At 68.7% G+C, this 25452-nt stretch carries 20 protein-coding genes, 1 tRNA gene, 1 pseudogene and 1 riboswitch; of the genes and pseudogenes, 11 read left to right on the top strand and 11 right to left on the bottom strand.

Annotated elements, in window-relative coordinates; translation table 11 throughout:
* Positions 1 to 139 precede the first annotated feature (139 nt).
* Positions 140 to 1456, bottom strand: a complete 1317-nt coding sequence (locus tag H1D24_RS29065) for an SPFH domain-containing protein (protein WP_181660685.1) — start codon at positions 1454 to 1456, stop codon at positions 140 to 142.
* Between the two features lie 11 nt (positions 1457 to 1467).
* On the bottom strand, positions 1468 to 2796 hold the full coding sequence (locus H1D24_RS29060) for a peptidoglycan-binding protein (RefSeq protein ID WP_181660684.1): 1329 nt from the start codon (positions 2794 to 2796) through the stop codon (positions 1468 to 1470).
* 208 nt (positions 2797 to 3004) lie between these two features.
* On the opposite strand from H1D24_RS29060, the gene H1D24_RS29055 reads away from it, so the two are divergent.
* From H1D24_RS29055 to glxA, 3 genes are all read left to right on the top strand, one after another.
* A tRNA-Lys gene (locus tag H1D24_RS29055) sits at positions 3005 to 3078 on the top strand.
* Positions 3079 to 3563: 485 nt separating this feature from the next.
* Positions 3564 to 5564: a glycosyltransferase family 2 protein gene (locus H1D24_RS29050; RefSeq protein WP_181660683.1), complete on the top strand. Its 2001-nt coding sequence runs from the start codon at positions 3564 to 3566 to the stop codon at positions 5562 to 5564.
* Positions 5561 to 7498 carry a radical copper oxidase GlxA gene (gene glxA / locus H1D24_RS29045; RefSeq protein ID WP_181660682.1) on the top strand — a complete coding sequence of 646 codons (1938 nt, stop codon included), beginning with the start codon at positions 5561 to 5563 and terminating at the stop codon, positions 7496 to 7498. The genes H1D24_RS29050 and glxA overlap by 4 nt, the downstream gene beginning before the upstream one ends.
* Positions 7499 to 7556: 58 nt before the next feature.
* Here glxA and H1D24_RS29040 read toward each other — a convergent pair whose 3' ends face one another.
* Positions 7557 to 8633: a glycoside hydrolase family 6 protein gene (locus H1D24_RS29040; RefSeq protein ID WP_181660681.1), complete on the bottom strand. Its 1077-nt coding sequence runs from the start codon at positions 8631 to 8633 to the stop codon at positions 7557 to 7559.
* Positions 8634 to 8817: 184 nt separating this feature from the next.
* Positions 8818 to 8956: riboswitch (cobalamin riboswitch) on the top strand.
* Positions 8957 to 8990: 34 nt separating this feature from the next.
* Between H1D24_RS29040 and H1D24_RS29035 the strand changes: the two genes are divergently transcribed.
* Together H1D24_RS29035 and H1D24_RS29030 are read left to right on the top strand one after the other, a co-directional pair.
* Complete coding sequence (locus H1D24_RS29035) at positions 8991 to 9209, top strand: CbtB domain-containing protein (RefSeq protein WP_181660680.1); 219 nt, start codon at positions 8991 to 8993, stop codon at positions 9207 to 9209.
* A gap of 15 nt (positions 9210 to 9224) precedes the next feature.
* On the top strand, positions 9225 to 9998 hold the full coding sequence (locus H1D24_RS29030; protein WP_181660679.1) for a CbtA family protein: 774 nt from the start codon (positions 9225 to 9227) through the stop codon (positions 9996 to 9998).
* Positions 9999 to 10025: 27 nt separating this feature from the next.
* Here H1D24_RS29030 and H1D24_RS29025 read toward each other — a convergent pair whose 3' ends face one another.
* The gene (locus tag H1D24_RS29025; protein ID WP_181660678.1) at positions 10026 to 10694 is read right to left on the bottom strand and encodes a class F sortase; all 669 of its coding nucleotides are present in this window, start codon (positions 10692 to 10694) and stop codon (positions 10026 to 10028) included.
* Positions 10695 to 10706: 12 nt separating this feature from the next.
* Positions 10707 to 11303 (bottom strand): hypothetical protein, encoded by a 597-nt coding sequence (locus H1D24_RS29020; protein WP_181660677.1) that lies wholly within the window; start codon positions 11301 to 11303, stop codon positions 10707 to 10709.
* A gap of 255 nt (positions 11304 to 11558) precedes the next feature.
* Between H1D24_RS29020 and H1D24_RS29015 the strand changes: the two genes are divergently transcribed.
* A complete protein-coding gene (locus H1D24_RS29015) occupies positions 11559 to 12338 on the top strand; it encodes an HAD-IIA family hydrolase (protein WP_181660676.1) in 780 nt (259 codons plus the stop codon).
* Positions 12339 to 12478: 140 nt separating this feature from the next.
* Here the strand turns inward: H1D24_RS29015 and H1D24_RS29010 are convergent, their stop codons facing one another.
* Positions 12479 to 13444 (bottom strand): hypothetical protein, encoded by a 966-nt coding sequence (locus tag H1D24_RS29010; RefSeq protein WP_258564392.1) that lies wholly within the window; start codon positions 13442 to 13444, stop codon positions 12479 to 12481.
* A gap of 424 nt (positions 13445 to 13868) precedes the next feature.
* Here H1D24_RS29010 and H1D24_RS29005 point away from each other — a divergent pair, with 424 nt between their 5' ends.
* Both H1D24_RS29005 and H1D24_RS29000 read left to right on the top strand, forming a co-directional pair.
* Complete coding sequence (locus tag H1D24_RS29005) at positions 13869 to 14948, top strand: Gfo/Idh/MocA family oxidoreductase (RefSeq protein WP_181660675.1); 1080 nt, start codon at positions 13869 to 13871, stop codon at positions 14946 to 14948.
* Positions 14945 to 15421: a heme-degrading domain-containing protein gene (locus H1D24_RS29000; protein WP_309484482.1), complete on the top strand. Its 477-nt coding sequence runs from the start codon at positions 14945 to 14947 to the stop codon at positions 15419 to 15421. The genes H1D24_RS29005 and H1D24_RS29000 overlap by 4 nt, the downstream gene beginning before the upstream one ends.
* A gap of 47 nt (positions 15422 to 15468) precedes the next feature.
* Here the strand turns inward: H1D24_RS29000 and H1D24_RS28995 are convergent, their stop codons facing one another.
* The 4 genes and pseudogenes from H1D24_RS28995 to H1D24_RS28980 form a co-directional block, all read right to left on the bottom strand.
* On the bottom strand, positions 15469 to 16101 hold the full coding sequence (locus H1D24_RS28995) for a Uma2 family endonuclease (RefSeq protein WP_181660674.1): 633 nt from the start codon (positions 16099 to 16101) through the stop codon (positions 15469 to 15471).
* Between the two features lie 122 nt (positions 16102 to 16223).
* Entirely contained in the window at positions 16224 to 17081 is an 858-nt protein-coding gene (locus H1D24_RS28990; protein ID WP_181660673.1) for a fumarylacetoacetate hydrolase family protein, read from the bottom strand.
* A gap of 131 nt (positions 17082 to 17212) precedes the next feature.
* Positions 17213 to 17779, bottom strand: a pseudogene (locus H1D24_RS28985) (YidC/Oxa1 family membrane protein insertase); the annotation flags it as partial.
* 28 nt (positions 17780 to 17807) lie between these two features.
* A complete protein-coding gene (locus tag H1D24_RS28980; RefSeq protein WP_374064422.1) occupies positions 17808 to 18641 on the bottom strand; it encodes a class E sortase in 834 nt (277 codons plus the stop codon).
* A 204-nt stretch (positions 18642 to 18845) separates the two neighbouring features.
* Between H1D24_RS28980 and H1D24_RS28975 the strand changes: the two genes are divergently transcribed.
* The 3 genes from H1D24_RS28975 to H1D24_RS28965 all read left to right on the top strand — a co-directional run bounded on the left by H1D24_RS28975 (position 18846) and on the right by H1D24_RS28965 (position 24637).
* A complete protein-coding gene (locus H1D24_RS28975; RefSeq protein ID WP_181660671.1) occupies positions 18846 to 19895 on the top strand; it encodes an SEC-C domain-containing protein in 1050 nt (349 codons plus the stop codon).
* Between the two features lie 231 nt (positions 19896 to 20126).
* Entirely contained in the window at positions 20127 to 21674 is a 1548-nt protein-coding gene (locus tag H1D24_RS28970; RefSeq protein ID WP_181660670.1) for an ATP-binding protein, read from the top strand.
* 20 nt (positions 21675 to 21694) lie between these two features.
* Positions 21695 to 24637, top strand: coding sequence for a Z1 domain-containing protein (locus tag H1D24_RS28965; RefSeq protein WP_181660744.1), 2943 nt, complete (start codon positions 21695 to 21697; stop codon positions 24635 to 24637).
* On the opposite strand, the gene H1D24_RS28960 is transcribed toward H1D24_RS28965, so the two are convergent.
* The gene (locus H1D24_RS28960) at positions 24621 to 25442 is read right to left on the bottom strand and encodes a hypothetical protein (RefSeq protein ID WP_181660669.1); all 822 of its coding nucleotides are present in this window, start codon (positions 25440 to 25442) and stop codon (positions 24621 to 24623) included. The two genes, H1D24_RS28965 and H1D24_RS28960, sit on opposite strands and share 17 nt — an antisense overlap.
* Positions 25443 to 25452 lie beyond the last annotated feature (10 nt).

Below are 25452 nucleotides of genomic sequence, written 5' to 3'. Positions count from 1 at the left end.
GAGGGGCTGTTTCAGCCCGTCCGGGGGCACCTCCTGGGGGCACCCCCAGCGCTGGCTGGGGAGTTGGCTGGGGGAGCTTGAGGACGAGCCCGTCTGGGTGCTCGGGGGCTGGGGGCGAAGCCCCAGCGCCGTCGCCCCCTCACGCCCCGTCGCTCGCCCGCCCCGTGTAGAACGCCACCGTCAGGTCCTTCACCAGCGCCTTGCGTTCGTAGTCGTCCAGTTCGACGAGACCGCGGGTGGTCAGCCGGGACACGGTGTCCTCGACCGAGTCGACGACCGAGGTGAGTACCGTGTCCCGGTGCAGCGCATCGAGCGCCGCGATCCGGCGGCGCTGCATCACGGCTGCCACCTCCGGGGCGTACTCGATCCGGACCGGTTGCACCGAGAACACCTCGATGCCGACGGGTTCGGCGTCCGCCGCCACCTGCCGGGTCAGCGCGTCGGCGACGGCCTCCGTGTCGCGCAGCGTGGGGACGTTCTCGAGGAGGCGCCCGCCACCGGTGCCCGGGAACGGCGCGTCGGCCGGGCGCTGGGACGCCACCCGCGTCAGCGCCGCCTCGACGCAGTCGCGCAGATATTCCTGGTGGTCGTCGACAGCCAGCACAGCGCGCGCGGTGTCCTTCACCCGCCACACGACGAGCACGACGACGCGCAGCGCGACCCCGTTGGCGTCGACCGCGGGCATCGGCTCGCTGCGCCAGTGCCGCAGCCGTACGTCGACACGCCGCCGCAGCAGAAGCGGGTTGACCCAGAGCAGACCGGTGCGCCGGACGGTCCCCCGGTAGCGGCCGAAGAGCGTCAGCGCCCAGGCCCGTCCGACCTGACCGCGCGTCAGCCCGCCGAAGCCGCAACTCGCGATAACACCGGATCCGGCGAGCGTCGCCCACTGCGCCGCCCCGAGCCCCGAACCCACGTATCCCGACAGCCCAGCCGCCCGTGCCACCAGATCGGGCAGCACGCCCGACCACCACAGCGAGCCCGAGCCGCCCGCCGCGCCCACGACCCCGGCGAGCACGCCGACGGACCCGGGCAGCGCCCGCCCCGGCCACTCGACGAGCTCCGGGTCATCCGCGGACGCCGGACGCAGCCCCACCCGCACCCCCGCCCGCGCCGGAACCCGCCCGGTGCCCCGTGCCTCGGCCCGGCGGACGGCACGCGGATACGGCTGCGGCTGAGCGTCGCTCGTCTGCGGACCGGCGGTCTTCGTGCCGGCCGACCGCGTCACACCCGGCCGCGGACCGCCGCTGCCCACGACGGCGGACCCCAGCGGTACGCGCACTCCGTCCGGCCCCACGTCCGCTGCCGCTCCCACGCCCGCGGCCACCCCGGCATCGTCACGGAACAGCATGTGCACGGGGATCTCGGTCGTGGACTCGTTCTGGATGAGCCTCGGCGGCCGGGCCCCGGGCTCCGGAGTCCCCTCGGGCCGAGGGGACTCCGGTGTGGTCGCACTCATCCGTGCCTCCGTCATGAGAAGAGCCGCCGCCAGGTCTCGGGTCCCGGGTAGCCGTCGGCGGCCGCGCCGCGCCAGCCCTGAGCCCGCTGGAACGCCTCGACATTGCGCCGGTCACTCTCGCTCCAGCGGGGCCCCGGCCCCTTCGTGTAGTACTTGCCGAAGCCCTTCTTCACCAGCTGCCGGCCCAGCTCGGTGACGTACTTGTTGGACTGCCCTGGCCGGAAGTACGCGTTGCTGGGGAACGCGGGCGCCCTGCTCCCGGACCCCGAACCGTTTCCGACCGTGCCCGGCGTCCCACGCGAGTCGGCCGCCTTCGGAATGTCCCGGCCCTTCCCGTTGACCAGGTAGTCCCAGGTCTTCGGCCCCGGAATCCCGTCGGCGCCGCTCCCCTTCCACCCCTGCGCCAGCTGGAAGGCCTGGGTCGCCCTGCGGTCCGCCTCGGTCCAGCGCGGACCCGGACCGGAGGTGTAGAAGCGGCCGCCGCCGCGTGCGACCAGCATCTGGCCCAACTTCGTTACGTATTTGTTGTTCGCGCCGGGCCCGAAGTACGAGGCCCCCGGAAAGGGGGTCGCGGCGGACCCGCCGGAGCCGCCGCCCGTCTCCGTCTTCAGGCCCTTGTAGCGGTAGGGCACATAGCTCGCCGAATGGGTCCAGTACGCGTAGGGGGTGGTCATTTTCCGGGTATTCGGGCGGACCTGTTCGTACGCGAGGTAATCCTTGTGCGTGTAGTCCGTCCAGCCGCCGAAAACAGTGACATGTGACCCATTCACCGGGTTGGTGAGGTTGTGGAAGAGAAGGATGTCGCCCGGCTGGAGCTCCTCCTTCTTGATACGCACCCCGTATGAGCCGAGGCTGCCCGTCCATTCGTTGGTGCCGAGATTCCAGGCCATCGAGACAAAGCCCGAGCAGTCCTGCCGGTACCCGTCCGCCCAGAACTTCCCCATGTTGTAGGGCACCTTCGCGGCGACCCACTGCTTGGCCCTGTTGATGATCTCCGCCCGGGTAGTCGCGGCCGCCGCCGGTTCCCGGTTTCCCCGGGGGCGGTCCCCCCCGTACAGCGGCGCCCTGCTGCCCTGCGGGGCATCAGGCTCGTCGGCCGCCGGTGCGGCGGCGGGCCGCTCCGGACGCAGGTCGGCGGCGACGGCCCCGACCGGTTGGCTCGCGCCGAGCATGGCGCCCGCAGCCGCGGCCACCACCAGGGCGCGGCGGGCGCCATGGGCCGCGGGATGCCCGCCAAGGCGGACCGGCAGGGAATGCGGCGCGACACGCCGCAAGTGAACACAGCCGGGGCAGTCGCAGCCGATCGCGGGATCGAATTCCTCGAATACCGGAGCATCCATGAGATTTCCCTCACACTCCTGAAAGAAAATGTCAGCACATCTACATGATCGTCAGTTTCTCAACTGTCCGAAGATGTCGCATGTTGACGGTCCGAATGATGGAGCGGGCCACCTCGGGGTAGGCCGGCCGTGCCTTCTTCGGGATTCCATCGGCCCGGCGTGGCCAGGAGCACCCGTCGGCCTCGGGTAGAGTTCTCCGGGTCAGCAGGCGCCGCTAGCTCAGTTGGTTAGAGCAGCTGACTCTTAATCAGCGGGTCCGGGGTTCGAGTCCCTGGCGGCGCACAGACAGAAGGCCCCTCGCGAAACCGGGGGGCCTTTGCGCTGCCCGCGCGGGGTGACCGTTCCTGTTGTGCCACCCCGTGCCGCCGGGGGCGGAACGGGGTGGCGCAGCACCACGACGGCGGGGCAGTCGCGCACCATCATGGACAAACGTTCCTGCAGCCCGAACACCGGCACGGCCGGATTAGCCAGAAGTGCTCTTGCGATCATGATGAACGGCGTAGAACCCTGACATGTGAGCTATTGGCTCCTATGAGACAGCAGGTGCGGGGCAGTTGGAGGCTCGACGCCGGTTGCCCGGGGAGGGCGGGGAGAGGGGCCCCGTTCACGAGCCGATGCCGAGGGGGGCATCATGCAACCGGAAGGGCGCTGTTCCGTGTCTCAGGTGACGGTGGCCTGCCACTGATGCGTCCAGGAAGGTCGAGGGGGACCGGAGCGGGCGTTCGGAACAACGAACACGCGGTGACTCGCGTGTGGGGGGATGACTCATGACGTCGACGCCAACGGGCGCCCGGCAGCAGTTCGACCCGTCCCAGACGACTCAGCTGAGGATGGTCTCGCAACGCACGGGTGGCTTCCTCCGGCTCAAGAAAACTCTTCCGAGATACGACTACGAGCACTACAGCCGACTCGCCGGCCCCCTTACTCAACCCGATCCGACCAAGCCGTACAAGGTGCGGTACCGATCTTTGCTCTCGCAGGAGCCGCACCGCATCCGTGCGGCCCTGATGCTGGGCGCGGCTCCGCTGCTCTCCCTGGTCCTGCTCGCCTGGCTGCTGCAGCCGCAGCACTGGACCGAAAGGGACTATCCGGCGTACGACTTCCTGCCGGCCCTCGACGTCGTCATGCTCGTCGCGATCGGCCTGATCGAGTTCTTCCGCGTCATGAACGTCGTGTCGAACGCGCACGCGACCCTCGTCGCCCGCGATCCGATTCCGGTGGTGCCCGAGACCGGCACCCGCGTCGCCTTCCTCACCTCCTTCGTGCCCGGCAAGGAGCCGCTCGAGATGGTGACGAAGACGCTGGAGGCCGCGGTCAAGCTGCGCCACCGCGGACTGCTGCACATCTGGCTCCTCGACGAGGGCGACGACCCGGAGGTGAAGGCCGTCTGCGAGCGCCTGGGCGTGCACCACTTCTCCCGCAAGGGCATAGCCAAGTGGAACCAGGCGAAGGGCCCGCACCGCGCCAAGACCAAGCACGGCAACTACAACGCCTGGCTCGACGCCCACGGCGACGACTACGACTACTTCGCCTCCGTCGACACCGACCACGTGCCGCTGCCGAACTACCTGGAGCGGATGCTCGGCTTCTTCCGCGACCCGGACGTCGGCTTCGTCATCGGCCCGCAGGTGTACGGCAACTACGACAACTTCGTCACCAAGGCCGCCGAGTCGCAGCAGTTCCTCTTCCACGCGCTGATCCAGCGCGCCGGCAACCGCTACGGCTCGCCGATGTTCGTCGGCACCTCCAACGCCGTACGGATCAAGGCGCTCAAGCAGATCGGCGGTCTGTACGACTCGATCACCGAGGACATGGCGACGGGCTTCGAGATCCACCGCCACAAGAACCCGGCCACGGGCAAGAAGTGGAGGTCGGTCTACACCCCGGACGTGCTCGCGGTCGGTGAGGGTCCCAGCGCCTGGACGGACTTCTTCACCCAGCAGATGCGCTGGTCGCGAGGGACGTACGAGACGATCCTCAAGCAGTACTGGAAGGGCTGGTTCTCGCTGCCGCCGAGCAAGCTCTTCAACTACACCATGATGATCATCTTCTACCCGATGTCGGCCCTCAACTGGATACTCGCCGCGCTGAGTTGCGCGCTGTTCCTCGGCCTCGGCGCCTCCGGTGTGAACATCGACCCGACGATCTGGCTGATGCTCTACGGCAACGCCTCCGCTCTGCAGATCGGTCTCTACGTCTGGAACCGTCGCCACAACGTCTCGCCGCACGAGCCGGAGGGCTCCGGCGGTGTGGCCGGCATGGTCATGTCCGCCCTGTCGGCGCCGCTCTACGCGAAGGCGCTGATCGATGCCGTACTGCGCCGCAAGAGCAAGTTCGTGGTCACCCCCAAGGGCGACTCGGCGAGCCCGGACCGGTGGTTCGGGACCTTCCGGTACCACTGGTACTTCATCCTGATCTTCGGCGCCTCGATGGCCGCCGGCTTCTACTTCGGCAACTCCCACCCCGCGATGATCATCTGGGCGTCGTTCGCGATGCTGATCACCGCCACGCCGATCTTCGCCTGGCGCTGGCAGATGCGCCAGGAGAAGAAGAAGCGGGCCACGGCACCAGAGCCGGGTGCCGCCGAGTCCCCCGATGCCCTGGCACCCGGCGCCGCGGCCCCGCACGGTCCGCATGCGCCGCAGCAGAAGCCGAGCTGGGCCGCCGCCGACCGGGCGCCCGGCCCCGACCGTCAGGCCGCCGGCCCGGACCAGCCGGAGGCCCCGGACCAGACCATGCAGATCGCCCTTGGGGGACGTAAGAAGTGAAAGACCATTCCAGCCGCCGCCGTGCCCGCCGCATCGCGATAGGCACGGCGGTGGTTCTTGCTCTGGCCGGCATGAACGGACCGGCTCTCTACCGGTTCGGGTCGGAGGAGTACCACCAGTACAAGATCAACAGACCTGAGTACAAAGCCGAGAACGGCCACTGGGAGATCGTCGATTTCCCGGAGGAGTACCGGCAGAACACTATTCACGCGGCGCTGCTGCACACCGGCAAGGTCCTTCTGGTCGCCGGTTCCGGGAACAACCAGAAGAACTTCGACGCGAAGAAGTTCGACACCCGGCTCTGGGACCCGGTGAAGAAGACCATCAAGAAGATCCCCACCCCCACCGACCTGTTCTGTACCGGCCACACCCAGCTCGCCAACGGCAATCTGCTGATCGCGGGCGGCACCAAGCGGTACGAGAAGCTGGAGGGCGATGTCACCAAGGCCGGCGGCCTGATGATCGTCCACAACGAGAACCCCGACAAGCCGATCACGCTGCCGGCGGGCACCAGGTTCACCGGCAAGAAGAACGGCAAGACGTTCGTCTCCAAGGACCCGATCCTCGTCCCGCGGGCCAAGAAGGTCTTCGACAAGAAGACCGGCAAGTTCCTGCGCAACGACCCGGGCCTCGGCCGTATCTATGTCGAGGCGCAGAAGAGCGGCCGCAAGTACGAGACGGGCACCCAGGACAACTACCGCGTGCAGGGCCTGACCGGCGCCGACGCCCGCAACACCTACGGCATCGCGCAGAAACTCGCCCTGGACAAGAAGGACTTCCAGGGAATCAAGGACGCCTACGAATTCGACCCGGTCGCCGAGAAGTACATCAAGGTCGACCCGATGAACGAGGCGCGCTGGTATCCGACGCTGACCACGCTGAGCGACGGCAAGATCCTCAGCCTCTCCGGACTGGACGAGATCGGTCAGCTGGTGCCGGGCAAGAACGAGATCTACGACCCGAAGACGAAGAAGTGGACGTACACCAAGGACGTCCGGCAGTTCCCGACGTACCCGGCGATCTCGCTGATGCAGGACGGAAAGCTCTTCTACTCGGGGGCGAACGCCGGGTACGGCCCGGACGACGTCGGCCGTGACCCGGGGATCTGGGACCTGAAGACGAACAAGTTCAGCAAGGTCCCCGGCATGAGCGACAAGAAGCTGCTGGAGACCGCCGGCACGGTGCTGCTGCCGCCCGCGCAGGACGAGAAGTACATGGTGATCGGCGGCGGCGGGGTCGGCGAGTCCAAGAAGTCCAGCAAGAAGACGCGCATCATCGACCTGCTGGCCGACGACCCGAAGTTCGTGGACGGTCCCGAGCTGGAGAAGGGCACCCGCTACCCGCAGTCCTCGATCCTGCCCGACGACACCGTGCTGGTCTCCGGCGGTTCCGAGGACTACCGCGGGCGCGGCGACTCCAACATCCTCCAGGCACGGATCTACGACGCGAAGGCCAACAGCCTCCGGCGGGTCGCCGACCCGCTGGTCGGCCGCAACTACCACTCCGGCTCGCTGCTGCTGCCCGACGGCCGCGTGATGTTCTTCGGCTCGGACTCGCTCTACGCCGACAAGGCCAACACCAAGCCGGGCACCTTCGAGCAGCGCATCGAGATCTACACGCCGCCGTATCTCTACCAGGGCTCGCAGCCGACGCTGGGCGGCGGCCCGAAGACCGTCAAGCGCGGCGAGTCGGCGACCTTCACCACGAAGCACTCGGCGTCCATCAAGACGGCACGGCTGATCCGGCCGAGCGCCTCCACACACGTCACCGACGTCGACCAGCGCTCCATCGCGCTGGATCTGAAGAAGACGTCGGAGGGCGTGACGGTCACCATTCCGAAGAGCCGCAATCTCGTCGAATCCGGTTGGTACATGCTGTTCGTAACGGACGACCAGGGGACGCCGAGCAAGGCGCAGTGGGTCAGGGTGCCGTAGCGCCGTTGTAGTTGGCCGAGCAGGTCCCCGCGCCCCTTCTGGGGCGCGGGGACTGTCGCTATTTGGAGGCCTCGGCCAGCTTCAGTGCGTAGTCAGCCCACCATTGCCCCGCCTTCGGACCGCCCTTGCAGGTGCCGTCGGACTCGCCGGGACGCTTGACCCACAGATACGCGTCGACAAGGTCGTCGCCCGTCTTGGTCGTGGGTGCCTCGCCGAGCGCGCGGCCCGGCGGGTTGCACCAGCGCTCGTCGGCTGCGCCCTCCGTGTACGGGCCGTTGCCGTTGCGGCTGGTGTCGATCACGAACGGCTTGTTGCCGACCTTCGCGGACAGCTCCTTGCCGTACGCGATGCTGTCCTGGGTCGTGTAGAAGTTGGAGACGTTCACCGAGAAGCCGTCGGCCTGCCCGACGCCCGCCCACGTCAGCGGCTCGAAGATCTGGTCCGGCTTGCCCCAGCCCGCGTTGCCCGCGTCCAGGTACACCTTGGTGTTCTTGAGCGCCTTGAGCTTCTCGATGGCGCCCTTGAGGAGGTCGTAGCGCTCCTCGTGGAACTCCTCGGGTGTGCAGCCGTCGACCAGGTGCAGCACCGCGTCCGGCTCCAGGATCACCGTGGTGCTGCGGTCGCCGATGCCCTTGGCGACCCCGTCGATCCAGGCGCGGTACGCGTTGCCGTCGGCGGCGCCGCCCCCCGAGTAGTTGCCGCAGTCGCGGTGCGGAATGTTGTAGAGGACGAGGATCGCGTCACGGTCGGCCTTCTCGGCGGCCTCGGTGAAACCGCGCGCCTCCTGCTCAGGGTTCTCCGGGCCGATCCACTCACCGGTGGGCTGCTCCGCTATTTTGCGGATCTGATCGGCCTCATCTTCCTTGCCGGCCTTCACATATGTCGCCACCTGCTTGGCGGCATTGCCGTTCGGATTGACCCAGTACGGATCCTCGCTTTTCGGCTGCTGCGCGATCGGCGACTTCGCCGGTTCCTTGTTCGGCTCCTCGTCACCGGAGGAGAAGCACCCCGCCAGCAGCAGTGCCGCCCCCGCCACCGCCGCCGACGCCTTCACCCCCCTGACCCTGAGCCGCGTTCCGCGGGCGTCCGGCGAACTCCCAGAAGTCCCCCGGAAAATGCCTGCATTGCGGTACATCCACTCCCCCTTGGGTGCACAGTCTGGCTTTCAATCCTGACATAGGTGGTCCACCCCCCACGAGATCACTCCGGCATCGTCGGAGAGCTGTTACGGGTCCACGGCTGCTGGTACCGCGCCGGGCGGGGTAACCCGCATGTGCCGGTGTGACGTAGGCGCGGTTGACAGTGTCCCTGCGCGACTGGGACTCTCCGGGACGACAAGTCCATACATCGAGGCGACGGTTGACAGGAACCCGGTGCGACTCCGGGACGGTCCCGCCACTGTGACCGCGCGCATCCCGCGCGCGGAAGTCAGGAACTGACCCGTCGTCCTCCTGCCATGGGGCGTGGAAACCCCAGAAGGAGGCCCACCGGTATGTCCCTGCACACCGCACCGACCACCGACACCACCGCGGTCACGTCCGCGGCGACGAGCACCCGCGACTGGCTCATCGCATCCGCCGCGGCGATCGTCGCCCTGATCGCGCTCTACGCGGTCTTCATGGACCACGGCACCGTGATCGCGGCGACCGGCGACTATCTGCACGAGTTCGCGCACGACGGCCGGCACCTCTTCGGCGCTCCCTGCCACTGATCGGCCGTACGCACCATGTCCACTCCTGTACTTCCCCTGCTCGGGCGCGGGCTGGCGGCGGGAGGGGCGGCGGGCCTTGCGGCCGGCCTCTTCTCCCTGCTGGCCGCCGAGCCCCTGATGGACCGCGCGATCCGTGCCGAGGAGGCTCGCTCGGCTCACTCGCATGACGGCGCCACCGCAGTGCAGCACCACGAGGAGCTCTTCTCGCGCTCCACGCAGCACGCGGGCCTCGTCGTCACCGCGGTCATCGCCGGGCTCGCGCTCGGCGTCCTCTTCGCCATCGCCTACGCCCTGGTGCACCGCCGCACTCCGCAGGCTGAGCCGTGGCGGCGCGCACTGGTCTTCTCGGCGGCCGCCTTCCTGGCGGTGGCGCTGCTGCCCGGTCTGCGCTACCCGGCGAACCCGCCGGGTGTCGGCGACTCCGGCACGGTCGGCGACCGCCAGGCGCTGTGGCTGGCGTCGATCGTGATCAGTGTGCTCGGCATGCTGCTGGCCTGGCAGGTGTCGGTACGGCTGTCCGGCCGCCCGGCGCCGGTCCGCCACATCGCGGTCGTGCTCACCGTGATCGCCGTCCTCGCGGCGACGTTCGCCCTCCCGGGCAACCCGGACGACGTCCCCGTCGACGCGACACTCCTGTGGAACTTCCGCGTACTGTCCCTGGCGTCGCACGCGGTGCTGTGGGGCGTGTTCGGGGCGGTGTTCGGAGGACTGGGGCTGCGAGCGGCGGCTCATACCGCCACTGCGGCCGGCGGTCGCCCCGATACCGCTGTGGTCACTCCGTCGGGTTGACCGACGCACAACGGCTGTCCGCGTACCTCAAGGCCCACGGCCGGTCAGGTACGCGGACACCACCACGTTCGCCGTATACGTACGCCGAGCCTCATCGAACGTACCCCCACACGTGATGAGCCGAAGCTCCGCCCGCCCGGCCTCATGCACGCCGTACGCCTGCCGCGCGTCGAACCGTTCACGCGTGAGGACCTGCACATCGTCCACCGTGAATTCGGCGACCGTCCCGTCGTCCCGGCTCACCCGGACCTTGTCCCCCGGCCGCAGCGCACTGAGGTCGAAGAAGACCGCGGGCCGCGACTCGGTGTCGACATGGCCGACGAACACCGCGGCGCCGGCCGCTCCGGGCTGCGTACCGTTCGCGTACCAGGCGACGGCCCCGGCCTGTTCGTAGGACGGTGCCTCGACCGCCCCGTCCGGGGCGACCCCGCGGGCCACCACCGGCGCCTGCACCCGTATCGCCGGCACATCGACGCGCACCGGCTTCGCGGCAGGCAGCGGCTCCAGTGCCTTCGGCAGTTCGACGCCGAGCGGCCGCCCGACCGCCGCCGCGTCACCCGTCGTCGGCGCCGACAGGCCGCTGGGCACATCGGTGATCTCACGGCCCCACAACCACAGTCCGAGCAGGAGCACCACCCAGGCGACTCCCGTGAACAGGCGGCCGGTGCCGGAGGAAGAACGCTCTTCGCCCGACATGGCGTCCCCGCCCTACTCCGAGCGGCGGCGCCGGACGCTGCGGACCGCCACGACGACCGCCGCGACGGCGGCGAGCACCAGGCCGACCACCGCCTGCACCTTTCCGGGCCCGGCGGCTTCCTCGGTGTCCGTCTGGGCGGCCGCGAGCTGGGCCGCGGCACCGCCGCCACCGGCGTGGACCGGCGCGGTCGGAGACGACGGGGCACTGGGGGCCTTCGTCGCCGCGGAGCGCTCGGCCACCGTGACGGAGCCCTTGGCCTTGTCGTCGCGTCCGTCGCAGGCGATCGTGATCTCGTACGTACCGGCGGTCACGGTCGATCTGAGCGTGGTCTCGCCGTAGAGCAGGGTGCCGTCGCCGCTTGCGACGCCTTCCCGCACGGTCAGCTCGGCGTCCGCGACGAACACGGCCGAGCGGGCGACGGCCGTCTTGCCCGTGCAGCCCCGCGCCTGCAGCTCGATGTCACTTCCGGGCACCGGGCCCGCCGGGCTCACGGAGACACCCGCGGCCGAGTCGTCTGCGTGTGCCGGATGCGCCGTCCCGGCCGCCATCGGCATCGCAGCGGCAGCGACCACCGCCCCGGTACAGAGAGTGAGTCGCAGTGAGCCCATGGTGAACCTCCTGTAACAGAAGGGTCCCCTGTGCGCGCCCGCGGCGCATCCGCAGCGGGCATGCGACTGCGCCGAACGAGGGGTTACGGGACGTCATCGTCCGGGGCCCGCCGCGCGTATGTCCCGCTCACAGAACAGCGTTGCCGGGCCGGCGCGACGACGCGTTCGCGCAGGGCCGGCCGTCGCTCCAGCACGGTTAGGATCGTGCGAGTCGCGTCACCTCTAGAGCCCCACGTACGGCAGGAGAATGGCCCCATGGCAGAGCGCAAGCCGATCGAGTCCTGGCTGACCGACATGGATGGGGTACTGATCCACGAAGGGATACCGATCCCCGGCGCCGACGAGTTCCTCAAGCGGCTGAAGCAGTCGGGGAAACCTTTCCTCGTTCTGACCAACAACTCGATCTACACCCCCCGCGACCTGCACGCACGCCTCACCCGTATGGGCCTCGACGTGCCGGTGGAGAACATCTGGACCTCGGCCCTGGCGACGGCACAGTTCCTCGACGACCAGCGGCCGGGCGGTACCGCCTACGTCATCGGTGAGTCCGGACTGACGACCGCCCTGCACGACATCGGCTACGTCCTGACGGACACCGAGCCCGACTTCGTGATCCTGGGCGAGACCCGGACGTACTCGTTCGAGGCGATGACCAAGGCCGTCCGGCTGATCAACAACGGCGCGCGATTCATCGCCACCAACCCCGACGAGACGGGCCCCTCGGCCGAGGGCGCGCTTCCCGCCACGGGGGCTGTCGCGGCGCTGATCACCGCGGCGACCGGCAAGAAGCCGTACTTCGTCGGCAAGCCGAACCCCCTGATGATGCGCGCGGGGCTCAACGCGATCGGGGCCCACTCGGAGACCTCGGCCATGATCGGCGACCGGATGGACACGGATGTGCTGGCGGGTCTCGAGGCCGGCATGAGGACCTTCCTCGTCATGACCGGGGTGACCCGGCCGGACGAGGTGGACCGTTATCCGTACCGGCCCTCGGAGGCCGTGGACTCGATCGCGGACCTGATCGACCTCGTGTGATCGCGGCGCGCGGCGAGTCCGCGGCAACGAAGAAGGCCCTTCCCCGGCCCTCCCGTATCGCGGGTGGCCGGGGGAGGGCCTTCTCGCTGGGCCAAGGCGTGCCTGCGGGTCGCACGAGCACGGGATTGTCCGCCCGGGGTTCAGCGCCTGCGCGGCCGGATGTGGCGGACGGTGAGCACGAGTGCGGCGCCGCCGACGAGGAGGGCGCCCGCGGTGAGGCCGAGGCCGATCAGGGTGCGCTGACGGCGTCCCGTCCCGGCCAGCTCGTCGTCCTTGCCCTTCTCCTTCTGCTCTCGGGCGGGGGGCGATGCGTCCGGGGTGGCCGTGCCGGGGCTGGGTTCGGGGCCGGTGCTGAGGCTGGGGCTCGGGCTGGGTGTGTCGGTGGGGGCAGGGGCGATCGTGAACGGATAGTCGTTGGACTCGCCCACCCAGTCGCCGTCGTCGTCCCGGCGCTGGACGACCGCGGCGTTGGCGACGACGCTGCCGGGCTGGGCGTCCTCGGTGAAGGACAGGCGGACCCTGACGGTGACGGTCGCGCCGGGGGCGACGGTGAATCCGCCGAAGTCCTCGCCGAAGACGCCGACGTTCTCGTCCTGGTCGGTGCGTTCGAAGGTGACGGGCCGCAGCCGCGTACTGTCCTCGAACTCCAGCCGTACCTGCTGCGGCTGGAGCGACCGCCGCTCGTCGACGAGGACGACCACGGGGTGGATGTTGCCGCAGGCCTCGCCTGTGGTGTTGGTGAGGTCGATCAGCCATTCCTGCCGACCGCCGCCGGCCTGGTATGTGGCGGGCCCGCCGTGGACACGGGTGCCGATCGGGAAGTCGCCGCTGTTCGCGGTGGCGCAGGTGGGCTGCAGGGCGGAGGAGGAGCCGGCGGGGGCGGCCATCGGCGGGGCAGCCATCGCTCGGGCCGCCGCCGCGGGGGCGCCCAACGCTGGAGCGGCCGCCGCGGGGGCGCCCAACGCGGGAGCGGCCGTCGCGGGAGCGGCCGTCGCGGGAGCGGCGGAGGTGGGGGCGGCGGAGGTGGGCGTGATCATGATCATGGTGGCGGCGATGGCAGCGGTGGCGGCACTGCGGCCGAACGCGGGGGACGTGCACAGTCGCATGGATGGCCTTTGCTGATCGCGGGACGAGCAACGGCTGGAGTCCTGCCATTCGACCGCGGCCCGTGCACCGACACAGCCCACCAGGGCCGATCGGCCGCCAAAGTCCGCCCGATCAGCCGGAAACCGCACGAATACGACATGCTGAAGAGCAAGGGTGCCCCGCGCCGCTACCGCTGCGGGCAGTCGTTCCTCCCCCAGCTAACGCTGGGAGGTGCCCCCAGGCGATGGGGGTCCCTCCCATGCCCTTAAGGCAATGGGGAGGGTGGGCACAGCACCACGACGGCGGGCCACTCCGGCTACTACCCCGGTGTAAGCGGCCGTGGCCGCCAGGGGTGCCCGGGCGCCGACACCCCAGGGCGCCGCCGCACGGCCGCCCAAGGTACCGGCCACAGCCACCCCGGCCCCCAGTGCTTTAGTGGAGTACATGAATCGCACCACCTCCCCCCTCCGCGTCGGCCTCATCGGCTACGGCCTCGCGGGCTCCGTATTCCACGCCCCGCTGATCGCCGCCACCGAGGGCCTCGCCCTCGACACGGTCGTGACCTCCAACCCGGACCGGCAGAAGCAGGCCGCGGCCGCCTTCCCAGAGGCACGCCTCGCGGACACGGCCGACGAGCTGTGGGCCCGCGCCGGCGAGCTCGACCTGATCGTGATCGCCTCGCCGAACAAGACGCACGTCCCGCTGGCGACTGCCGCTCTCGAGGCGGGCCTGCCGGTGGTCGTGGACAAGCCGGTCGCCGGTACGGCGGCTGAGGCGCGCGAGCTCGCCGCGCTCGCCGAGGGCCGCGGTCTGCTGCTGTCCGTCTTCCAGAACCGTCGCTGGGACAACGACTTCCGTACGCTCCAGCAGCTCCTGACCGACGGCGAACTCGGCGACGTATGGCGCTTCGAGTCCCGCTTCGAGCGGTGGAGGCCGCACCCCAAGGGCGGCTGGCGCGAGTCCGGTGACCCCGAAGAGATCGGAGGTCTGCTGTACGACCTGGGCAGCCACGTCGTCGACCAGGCACTGGTGCTCTTCGGTCCTGCGGTGCAGGTCTACGCCGAGTCGGACGTGCGGCGGCCGGCAGCGGAGACCGACGACGACACGTTCATCGCGATCACGCACGCGAACGGCGTGCGGTCGCACCTGTACGTGTCGGCCACCGCGGCCCAGCTCGGCCCCCGCTTCCGCGTCCTGGGCTCCTCGGCCGGTTACGTCAAGTACGGGCTCGACCCCCAGGAGGCCGCCCTGCGCGAGGGCAAGCGCCCCGCAACGGAGGCCGAGTGGGGCGCCGAACCCCAGTCGCTGTGGGGCCGCATCGGCTCCGGCGAGTCCCCGCTGACCGGCGGCGGCCGCCCCGTACCGACGCTGAACGGCGACTACCCGGCGTACTACGCGGCAGTGGCCGCCGCCCTGCGCGGCGAGGGCCCCAACCCGGTGACCGCGCACGAGGCCGCCGCGGCCCTCGACATCCTGGAGGCGGCGCGCCACTCGGCCCGCGACGGTGTGGCGGTGACCCTGTGAGCAGTGTGAACAGCGGCGCCCCGGACATCGCCGAGCTGGAGGACCAGGAACGCCGTCTGGTGCTGAAGCAGTTCACCCACGACGACGCGTGGGCCCTCGGCTCGCTCCTGGTGGAACTGGCCCGCTCCAGGAACGCGCCGGTCGCGATCGACATCCGCCGCGGCGGCCAGCAGCTCTTCCACGCCGCGCTGCCGGGCTCGACCCCCGACAACGACGCCTGGATCGACCGCAAGCGCCGCGTCGTGGAGCGCTACGGCTGCTCCTCCTACCTGGTCGGCTCCCGCTTCCGCGCCAAGGGCACGACCTTCGAGGACTCCTCCCGCCTCGACCCCGACGTGTACGCGGCCCACGGCGGCGCCTTCCCGATCCTCATCGAAGGCGCAGGAGTGATCGGCACTGTGGTGGTCTCGGGCCTCCCGCAAGTCGAGGACCACGCGATGGTGGTGGAGGCGCTGGAACGGTTCCTGGCCTGACCGGGTGGGGACGCCTGCGGGAACGCGGTGCTGGGAGCGCCCCGGCATCAAGAAGTGCCCGCAGCCGTCCCGGTGTCGGCGGCGCCGCCCTGCTGCTCCCGCGGGAACTCGTTCGTGGCCAGCTTGATGCCGACGGGCGTGTCGGTGAGATCGATCTCGTCACCGAAGTCGAACGTCAGGTCGGCGCGGTACCTACCGTCCTTGGGCCGCGTGTGGACATGGCACTCGCCGGTGTACGGGTCGGCGATCACGTACACCGGCACGCCGGCGGCGGCGTACGTCTCGAGCTTCGGGCCGTAGTCGTTGGCCGCGGTGTCCTTGGAGATCACCTCGGCCACGAACTCGACGTCCTGGTAGCGCCAGCGGCCCTTCGCATCCTTGCGGGCACCCTCCTTGAACGCGGCGACGTCGGACGCGAAGCCGTTGAGGTGGCCGGGGAAGTCGATACGGACGTCAGAGGCGGTGCGCTGCCGGGGGTAGCGGGCTCGCAGCTGCTCGTAGATGTCCGCGATGATCTCCCAGTGCGTCTGGCGTTGCGGCGACATGTAGACGGCCCCCCGAACGATCTCCACCTTGATTCCCTCGGGGACGTGCGACCGCTCGAGCCACGCGAACATGTCGTCGAGGGTGAGCTCCTCGATCCGCTCGGCCATGATGGTCCTGTCTTCGAGAACAGTCACTGTGCCGCTCCTCCCCGCCACCGCGGGGTCGCGGCCAGCCGCCTGGTACAACGATACGCTTGGTGTCCGGTTACGCGGAGTCACCAAGCGCCCGTGGCACAGCGGTCCGGTCCGCTGTCCGCCTACGCGTTCTTCAGTTCCTGCCGCTGCCGCCCCAGCCCCTCGATCTCCAGCTCCACCACATCCCCCGCCCGAAGGAACGGCTTGGGCTCCGGCATCCCGAGCGCGACGCCCGCCGGCGTCCCCGTGTTGATGACGTCGCCCGGGTACAGCGTCATGAACTGGCTGACGTACCGGACGACTTCGGCGACCGGGAAGATCTGGTCGGACGTGTTCCCGTCCTGCTTCAGCTCCCCGTTCACCCAGAGCCGCAGACCGAGCGCCTGCGGATCCGGCACCTCGTCCGCGGTCACCAGCCAGGGCCCCAGCGGATTGAACGTCTCGCAGTTCTTGCCCTTGTCCCAGGTGCCGCCGCGCTCGATCTGGAACTCGCGCTCGGACACGTCGTGCGCCACCGCGTACCCCGCGACGTGCGCGAGGGCCTCCTCGTCCGACTCCAGATAGCGGGCGGTACGCCCGATGACGACCGCCAGTTCGACCTCCCAGTCGGTCTTCACCGAGCCGCGCGGCACCAGCACGGTGTCGTACGGCCCGACGACCGTGTCGGCGGCCTTGAAGAAGACGACCGGCTCGGCGGGCGGCTCGGCACCGGTCTCGGCCGCGTGGTCGTGGTAGTTCAGCCCGATGCACACGATCTTGCCGAGGCGCCCGAGGGGCGGCCCGACCCTCAGTCCCGCGGCGTCGAGCACGGGCAGTTCGCCGGACTCGGCCGCGGACCGGACACGGCCGAGCGCTGTCTCGTCGGCCAGCAGTTCACCGTCGATGTCCTTGACGATCCCCGACAGATCCCGCAGGGTCCCGTCGGCATCGAGCAGAGCAGGGCGCTCCGCCCCCGCCGTACCGACACGCAGCAGCTTCATGCTTGTCCATCTCCCTTGAATTGCGGCCAGCCCGGCCAACGGACGGTGCCGCGCACAGTGAATCGCGCGCCTGCAGCCATCGGAGGACTGGTCGATCCTCCGATCTCCGCGTGCAGTCCGCAATACCCGGTTCACGTACTGGACCGCAACGCCTTCCCCGCGGCCCCGCCCGCTGCCCCACTCGCCGTCCCCGGCATGTCCCGGTACAGAACGGCCCGCTCGACCGCGCTCCAGGTGGTGCTGGTCACCACGTACAACGCGGCCGCCAGCGGCACCACCGCCACCGTGAACAGGGTCAGAAACGACATCAGCGGCATGACCTTGGTCATCGCGCCCATACCCGGGATCTGCTGTCCCGCCTGCTGCCCGTCACCCCCGGCGGCCGGCATCGGCGCGCCCGCCACCGCCATCTGCCGCTTGTTCCGCCGGTAGTTGAACGCGGCCACCGCCGCGACGATCGAGAAGAGCCCGACGTACACCAGGCCCTGTCCACCGAACATCCCGCCGCGCCCCAGCGCGTCCGCCCACCGGTCCCCGAGGGGTGCGGCGAGGAGCGCGTGGCCGAGCAGTGCGTTCGGTTCGCCGCCGATCGTCCGGTTGGAGAACAGGTGGTAGAGGAGGAAGAAGGCGGGCAGTTGGAACAGGCTCGGCAGACAGCCGGAGAGGGGCGACACCTTCTCCGCGGTGTGCAGCTCGATCGGAGTCGCGCCAGCCGTCCCGGCCGGCTCACCGCGGCCGCATGGCCTGAAGCTTTCCCCACACCACAAGCCGGTACTTGGACGTGTACTCGGGAGTGCAGGTGGTGAGCGTGAGGTAGTAGCCGGGTTCGCGGTATCCGTACCCGCTCCTGACCTGGCTGCGCGGCACGCTCGCGATCACGCTGCCGTCGCGGGGCAAGGTCTGCGGCAGGGTCTTGTCGACGACGTACGTGTAGACGGCCGTCTTCGTCTCGACGCGGACTGCGTCGCCGCGCTCGAGTCGGTTGATATAGCGGAACGGCTCGCCGTGGGTGTTGCGGTGCCCGGCGAGGGCGAAGTTCCCGGCGCGGCCGGGCTGGGCGGTGCCGGGGTAGTGGCCCGCGTACCCCTTGTTGAGGACGCCAGCCTTGCTGACCCCCTCTGCCACGGGGACGCGGAGGCCGAGGCGGGGAATGACGAGGACGGCGTAGGCCTGGTCCCAGCGGGGTGCGGTCGCGCGGCGCGTACCCGTACCGGCACCGGCACCGGCGGACTGCGAGGACTGCCCCGCGCCGGCGGAGACGCCGTCGTCGTCCTGCTCGCCCTCCTGCTCACCGTCGCCGACCGGGGACTCCGCGCCGCCATCCCCACCACCACCCTGCGTACCGCCGCTCCCCCAGCCCCGCTCCAGGGCCTGCACCGTGCGGTCCGCGGCCTTCTGCGCCTGCCGGTTGGTCCACCACAGTTGATGTACGACGAGGAGGAGCAGGACGAGCCCGGCGGTGACGGCGACTTCGGCTCCGGTCCAGAGCACCCGGACGGCCGCCGCACGCCGACGGACCTGCCCCTGCACCACCACCGGAACCCGCGCCCGCCACCGCACCCGCACGGCCTCTCCCTCCGCCGGCCCGCACGATAAGGGCTGGGCCTTCAAGTGACCAGGGCCACGGCCACGAAGGGAAGGGCCGGGAAGGCGTGGGGACCGCGCGATGATCAGGCATGGGGCAGCGCAATGATCACGCACCACTGCCCACACTGACGCACACTTGCCTCTTCACGGCCACCTGACGGCAGTACCGTGTCCCCCATGCGCCCCGACATGCCTGCCGACCTTGTCGACCACATCGCCGAAGCCGAGCGCATGGAGCGCACGGCCGGGCTCTATCCCGAGGACGCGGAGCACCTGCTGCTGCAGGCCGCGGCCCACCTCGAGCTGGCCGAGGACCGAGAACGCGCCACGACGCTCTACGACCGCCTGCTCTCGTCGTCCTCCCCCACCGCCCTGGAGAACCCCCAGTTGGTGAAGGCCCTGAAGGCCGCGAACCTCTGGGAGTACGGCCATGAGGCGGAGGCCAGGGCGATCATCGACGGCGTACGGGCCGCGGCCCCGAACGACGCTGCGCCGTGGGTGATCGTGGCCGAGGCACTCGAGGCGCACGACGAGCTCGAGGCGGCCCAGGAAACGTTCACGCAGGCGGTCGCCCTGCTGCTGGCCGACAAGCCGGACCCACCGCAGGACGCCCATCCGGTACTGTTCGGCCGCCACCGGGTCCGCCGTATGCTCGGCGCCCCGCACGACGAGTGGGACACGCTGGCCGACAGCCTGCACACCTCGTCTTCCGGGGGGCCGTCCCCGGTGTCCCTGGACGAACTCCACGACCCCAAGCGCGTATGGTCCCTGGGCTCGGAGGACCCCGCGGAGCTGCGCGCGGAGATCTCACGGCTGCGCGCCGAACTGGGCTCGTACCGCGAGGCTCTCTCGCGCCCCTTCCCGGTCGCGGTCCTCCACTGGCCGGCCCCCGAACTCACCGAACTCCTGACGGCGTACCCGGACCTGACCGCGGAGTACCCCTCCCACGAGGAACACCTCGCCACAGTCGAGTCCTCCCTCCGCGAACTCGCCGCCTCCGGCACCCCGAACCTCGGCATCGTCACGGCCACGGTCCCGTCGTACGAGGCCTTCGCCGCGTCGGAGGCCTCGTCCCCGTCGGACGCGTCACTGCTCCCGCAGTACGCGACGACGCTGGCGGCCCGGGGGCGGGCGGTGGCTTGGCCGCCGCGGCGGGATGAGGGGTGTTGGTGTGGGTCGGGGCGGGTTTATGGGGAGTGTCACGGGATGTCCGCGGTTGTCGGGTGAGCAACGGGTGAGCGACCCGAAACCGCACCGCCACCTCGGCCTACGCTGCCTGACTAAAGTTGTATTGGCCACATTGCCGCTACTGGGCACGCGATTGAGCTGCGTCTTTTCGAGAATCACCGGCTCGTTTGTCTGACCTTTGCAGTATCTTCATATCTCCAGTAGGAACTGACGGGCCTCCTCCTCCCCCACGCAGGCCCCGTCCTGTGTGCCCAGGAGCAGCAGCAGCTCATGTCGCCTTACGCGCCCTCAGCAGACTGGCAGTACGACGTCCCGACCAGCGGCAGTAAGAAGCTTCCGCCTGCCGCGCGCTACGTCGAATCGCTGTCTCATCAGGGCTACGGCTTTGAAGCAGCCATCGCGGATCTTGTGGACAACTCCATAGATGCGGGTGCCCACAAGGTCGTAGTGAGCTTCCTGCGCGACGATGAACGCCTGGTCAGTCTTCTCGTGATCGACGACGGCTCCGGCATGGACGAGGCTGCGCTGGACGTCGCGATGACGGTCGGCGGGCAGAAGGAGTATGCAGACTCGGCGCTCGGCCACTTTGGTGCAGGACTGAAGGCTGCATCCCTTTCGCACAGCGACTCGCTCACCGTAATCAGCCGTACGAAGCGCAGTCCGTCAGCAGGCCGCCGCTGGCGCACGGAGGCGGCACAGGCCGACTTCAGCTGCGACATCGTGGATGCCGGCTACTGCCAGGACCTGGTGGACCGTTACGACGGCGTCATCGAATGGCACGGCACAATCGTCCGATGGGACGGCGTGCGTGCCTTCGAGACCATCACGGCAGGCCAGACGGACCGCTTCCTCAACGACGCGATCGAGAAGCTGGAGACCCATCTGGGGCTCTACCTGCACCGGTTCCTGTCCAGCGACGATTTCCATGTCGACATCGTCGTCGAGGACGTCCACACGCGCGAAGAGCTCGACCACCGCGGTATCGAACCCATCGATCCGTTCGGCTACCGCGTTCCGGGGCGGGCAGGCTACCCACGCACGTACACGGCTCCCGTTGAAGGTGTTGGCGAAGTCCCGCTGGTCGCGCACATATGGCCGCCCAAATCGCCGCTCGTCGCCTACCGCGGCATCGGAGCACTCGCCGACCGGCAGGGTTTCTACATCTACAGGCACGACCGCCTGGTCCAGGCAGGCGGTTGGAACGGCACGCGCAGTGCCGAGGCGCACCACAACTTGGCGCGGATCGCAATCGATCTGCCTTCCACCCCCAACGGCGTCTTCAGCCTCACGGTGAAGAAGGACGGCGTGAACGTCACCCCAGCATTCGCCCGGGGCCTGGAGAAGGCGGCCGACGCGAACGGCCACAGCTTCGCCGCCTACCTTCAGGAAGCCGAGACCACCTACCGGGAGGCCGCACGGCGCTCCACGGAGGTCAAGCGCACCGAGGTCATCCCACCGGGTAAGGGCATCGATCCGAAACTGAAGCGCACGCTGCGTGACGAGCTGCCGCAGCTGGAGGGCGAGGAACCGATTACCTTCCGATGGGAGGCCATGCCCTCCGACGTGTTCTTCGGTATCGACCGTGACGACCACGTCGTACGCCTCAACAAGGAATACCGGCAGGCCTTCAACGGCGACCGCCGCGCTGGTTCGAACGACGCACCCGTCCTCAAGGGGCTGCTCTACCTCATCCTCGAGAAGAACTTCCGTATGGGGCGCTCCAGCGCCCAGCGCGACGACGAGATGGCGCTGTGGAACAGCGTCCTTGTCTCCGCAGCCCGCTGCGAAATAGCCCGTTACGACACTGCCGCCGGCTGAGCGGGACCGGAGATTCCCTAATGACTGATCACCTTCTCAACGTCCACATAGACGTCTTGGCCTCCATGCACCGAGGGGGCCCCAAGCACTTCGCCAAGCTCGCTTTCGTGCATTCCGAGGAGCATGACCCTGCCGACACCGACCTGGTCCACTTTCGCGACCGGCTGCTGTCCGCTGATTCCGGCGACGAGCTGACTGCCCTGTGGCGCCGCACACTCACGGCCTGGGACTTCGCAGAGAACCCCAGCTGGTCCAACTCCCCTGCACGCACCGATGACCGGCGTGCCGATGCCTACAACCGTCTCGGCTTTGGAGCAGATCTGCGCAAGGCACTGGACTCAATCGTGCCTGTCTTCAAGGAACCTGGTCCAGTAGTCATCAGCAGGGAGTTCCAGCCGTGGTACTCCAGGGAGGGCGCCGCCGGCCGCTCTTTCTACTGGAGGTCGTACGAGAAGGCGCTGCGCCAGAAGGGCTGGAGCGACGCCGCCGTATCCACCCTCGACCAGGCATCCCACAGCGTTGTGGAGCGGCTGTCCGACCCAACACGCGAAGAACCGTACGGCGCCCGTGGCCTAGTGGTCGGATACGTCCAGTCCGGAAAGACAGCAAACTTCACCGGCGTCATCGCCAAGGCCATTGACGCGGGCTACCGCCTCGTCATCGTCCTCGGCGGCACGCTCAACCTGCTCCGTGCCCAGACCCAGCGCCGTCTCGACATGGAGCTGATAGGCCAGGAGAACATCCTGCGCGGAGCCGATCCCACCGATCTCGACGCACTCGTCGGCATCGACTATCAGGACGACGAAGACTGGCCGCATAAATTCGTCTCGCATGACGGCCGTCCCTCGATGCTCGGATCCTTCGACATCGAGCGGCTCACCACACGCGACGACGACTACCGGAAGCTCCTGAACGGCATCCGCACCCTGGAGTTCGAGAAGCACGACCGCGCGCGTCCGCTGTATGACCCGGCAAACCTGCATGACGCGGCAGCCCGCGTCATGGTCGTGAAGAAGAACAAGAGTGTCCTGACCAACCTGGTGAAGGACCTGCGGAAGATCGGCCCGCTACTTTCCGAGATACCGGCCCTCATCATCGACGACGAGTCCGACCAGGCCTCGGTCAACACCACCGACCCGAAGAAGTGGGAGGCCGGCAAGGTCAGCCGTACCGCGATCAATGGCCTCATCTCGGATCTGCTGAAGCTCCTCCCGAGGGCGCAGTACGTCGGCTACACGGCGACGCCCTTCGCCAATGTCTTCGTCGACCCGGGCGACGGCGACGACATCTTCCCGCGTGACTTCCTCATCTCGCTGCCTCGCCCGTCCGGCTACATGGGCGTTCAGGACTTCCACGACCTGGACAACCCCGAAGGTACTGCGGAGGAGATCCATGTCCGGGGCATCCTCGAGGACACTGGCGACCGCCTCCAGGAAGCCATGGATGCCTTCCTGCTCACCGGAGCTCTCAAGCTCTACCGCGCCGATCAGGGCGTAGCGGATGGACCCTTCCGCCACCACACGATGCTCGTGCACGAGTCCGTCCGGATGGATGATCACGCGGACCTCGCCCTGCGCATCAACACGATGTGGCACCAGGCGGGCTATACCGGCCCCGAGGGTCACGCTCGCCTGGAGGGCCTGCTCGCCTCCGACTTCCAGCGGTACGCCGACGACGGCCTGCCCGTCCCCGCCTCCTATGCCGACCTGAAGCCGTACGTGTCGCGTGCCCGCCAACTGATCAATTCTGGCGGTAACCCGGTCATCGTCGTGAACGGCGACACCGACCGCTACTTCTCGCAGATCGACCTGGACTTCGACCGCACTCCGAACGTCTGGAAGATCCTGGTCGGAGGCACGAAGCTCTCCCGCGGCTTCACAGTGGAGGGCCTCACGGTCACCTACTACCGCCGCACGACGCAGCAGGCAGACACGCTGATGCAGATGGGGCGGTGGTTCGGCTTCCGGCCCGGGTACCGGGACTTGGTGCGGCTGTACATCGGCCGCGAGGAGCAGCTGACAAAGACCAGAACAGCCGACTTGTACGAAGCGTTCGAGGCTATCTGCCGGGACGAGGAACTCTTCCGTGCCGAACTGGCACGATACGCGCCCATGGTGGACGGCCGACCGCAGGTGACGCCCGCACAAATTCCCCCGTTGGTCGCCCAGCACTTGTCGTGGATGAAGCCCGCGGCTCGCAACAAGATGTTCAACGCGGAGCTGGTTGAGGTGCGATCGCCAGGACGCCCCATAGAGCCCGCGGCCTACCCGTTCTCCTCCAAGGCCATTGCGCGCAACACGCAGCGCTGGCAGCCGGTACTCGCGGCGCTAAGCGGCACAAACACGACCTGTCATCTCCTGCCCGATGACACGACCCCCCTGCCGCGCAGCTTCCGTGCAGCTGCCACCGTCGTGCCACACGCAGATCTCCTCGGCATCCTCAGTGCACTGGAATGGGAGGACGGCAACGTCCTTGCACCGCACCTCACGTACCTCTCTCAGCTCGACGGCCGTCTCGCTAAGGTCGACGACTGGCTCGTCATGGCGCCGCACCGCACGGAGCATCACCGCATCGAGGCGACTGTGCTGGGCCACGGCCCGTTTTCACTGTTCCGGCGAACCCGCCAGGCCGGCAAAGCGGCCTTCAGCCGTATCTCCGGCCTGGAACACCGCGCATACGCCCAGCAGTTGATCGATCAGGCGGAGCTGGAGCGAAGCGAGGAGGGTGTTCCCCGCCTCGGTCCGCACCGTGGAGTAGTCCTGCTGTACCCGGTGGTCGAAGCTCGAACAGACGCCGAGGTCAGGGAGGCCGCGGCCACAGGGAAGGCGGATGCCTCTGATGTCATCATGGCCTTCACCGTGATCCCGCCCCTAGCCGCGATCGACTCCAAGCGCCAGCTCGTCCGATTCCGGGCGAAGGACTCCAGCCGTCCAGACGCGGCTATCGTCAATTCATGTGAGTAGCGCTGGTAGTCCCACCATGATCCGTGAGACGGGCTGCAGCATGGTCGAGGTGCACCGCCGTCGGCAAGTGCACCTCGCCGAATGCAGTTGCTGCCCCGAGTTCGATCGTGTCGAAGTGTAACGGCGGCAGCACGTCAGCGAGTAGTTGCTCGGCTGGGGTCTTCCGACCACTGTTGGTTCCCTGCCGAAACTTCTTGTTTCCCACACGAAGACTTAGCGCCCTCCGCCCCACCCAGGCATCCACGCGAAATAGCGCGTCTGCCAGCGGGTGGACCCGCAAATCTATTCCGCGCCGCCGAAGCTGCATTAGGGTGTAAACCTCGCGCAGGAAACCGTAATACGCGTTCCCGATACGCCAGCGCATCGCCGCCTGCGCCTGCCACTGTGGGCACCCCGCGCCAACGAGACGACGGATAACATCCTTCGCCGGTTTGCCGAGCATTCTCTGACCGTCATCGTCGTCGAGGGAGAATTCCCGGAAGCGTTGGTACGTGGGAAGGGCTCCCATTCTCTCGACGCACGTATGGAACGTATGCGTGAACGCGAAATCCGGGTGCCAGTCCACGATCTGAGGAACGCTCTCACCCACTTCACGCCTCACTTGCCCCAGAGCGTGCTCGGTACGGCGGCAGACGTCTAACACGTCGCCTTCGGCGAGGCGATACAGCACTCGGGTACGGTGCGCCAGCACCACCGGTGCCACCTCCGCCCTCCGGGGATCACTCTTCCAGTCCTCAAACCGCTTCTTTGTGCCTGCAGAAGCACAGAACAGCTCCAGCACGTCATCTGCCGTGGTCTCTGTCACCCGTCCACCT

The organism is Streptomyces himalayensis subsp. himalayensis (assembly GCF_013778455.1).
Lineage (GTDB): Bacteria > Actinomycetota > Actinomycetes > Streptomycetales > Streptomycetaceae > Streptomyces > Streptomyces himalayensis.
Note: the sequence above shows the minus strand (reverse complement) of the source record. Positions and strands in the feature narration are given on the sequence as shown.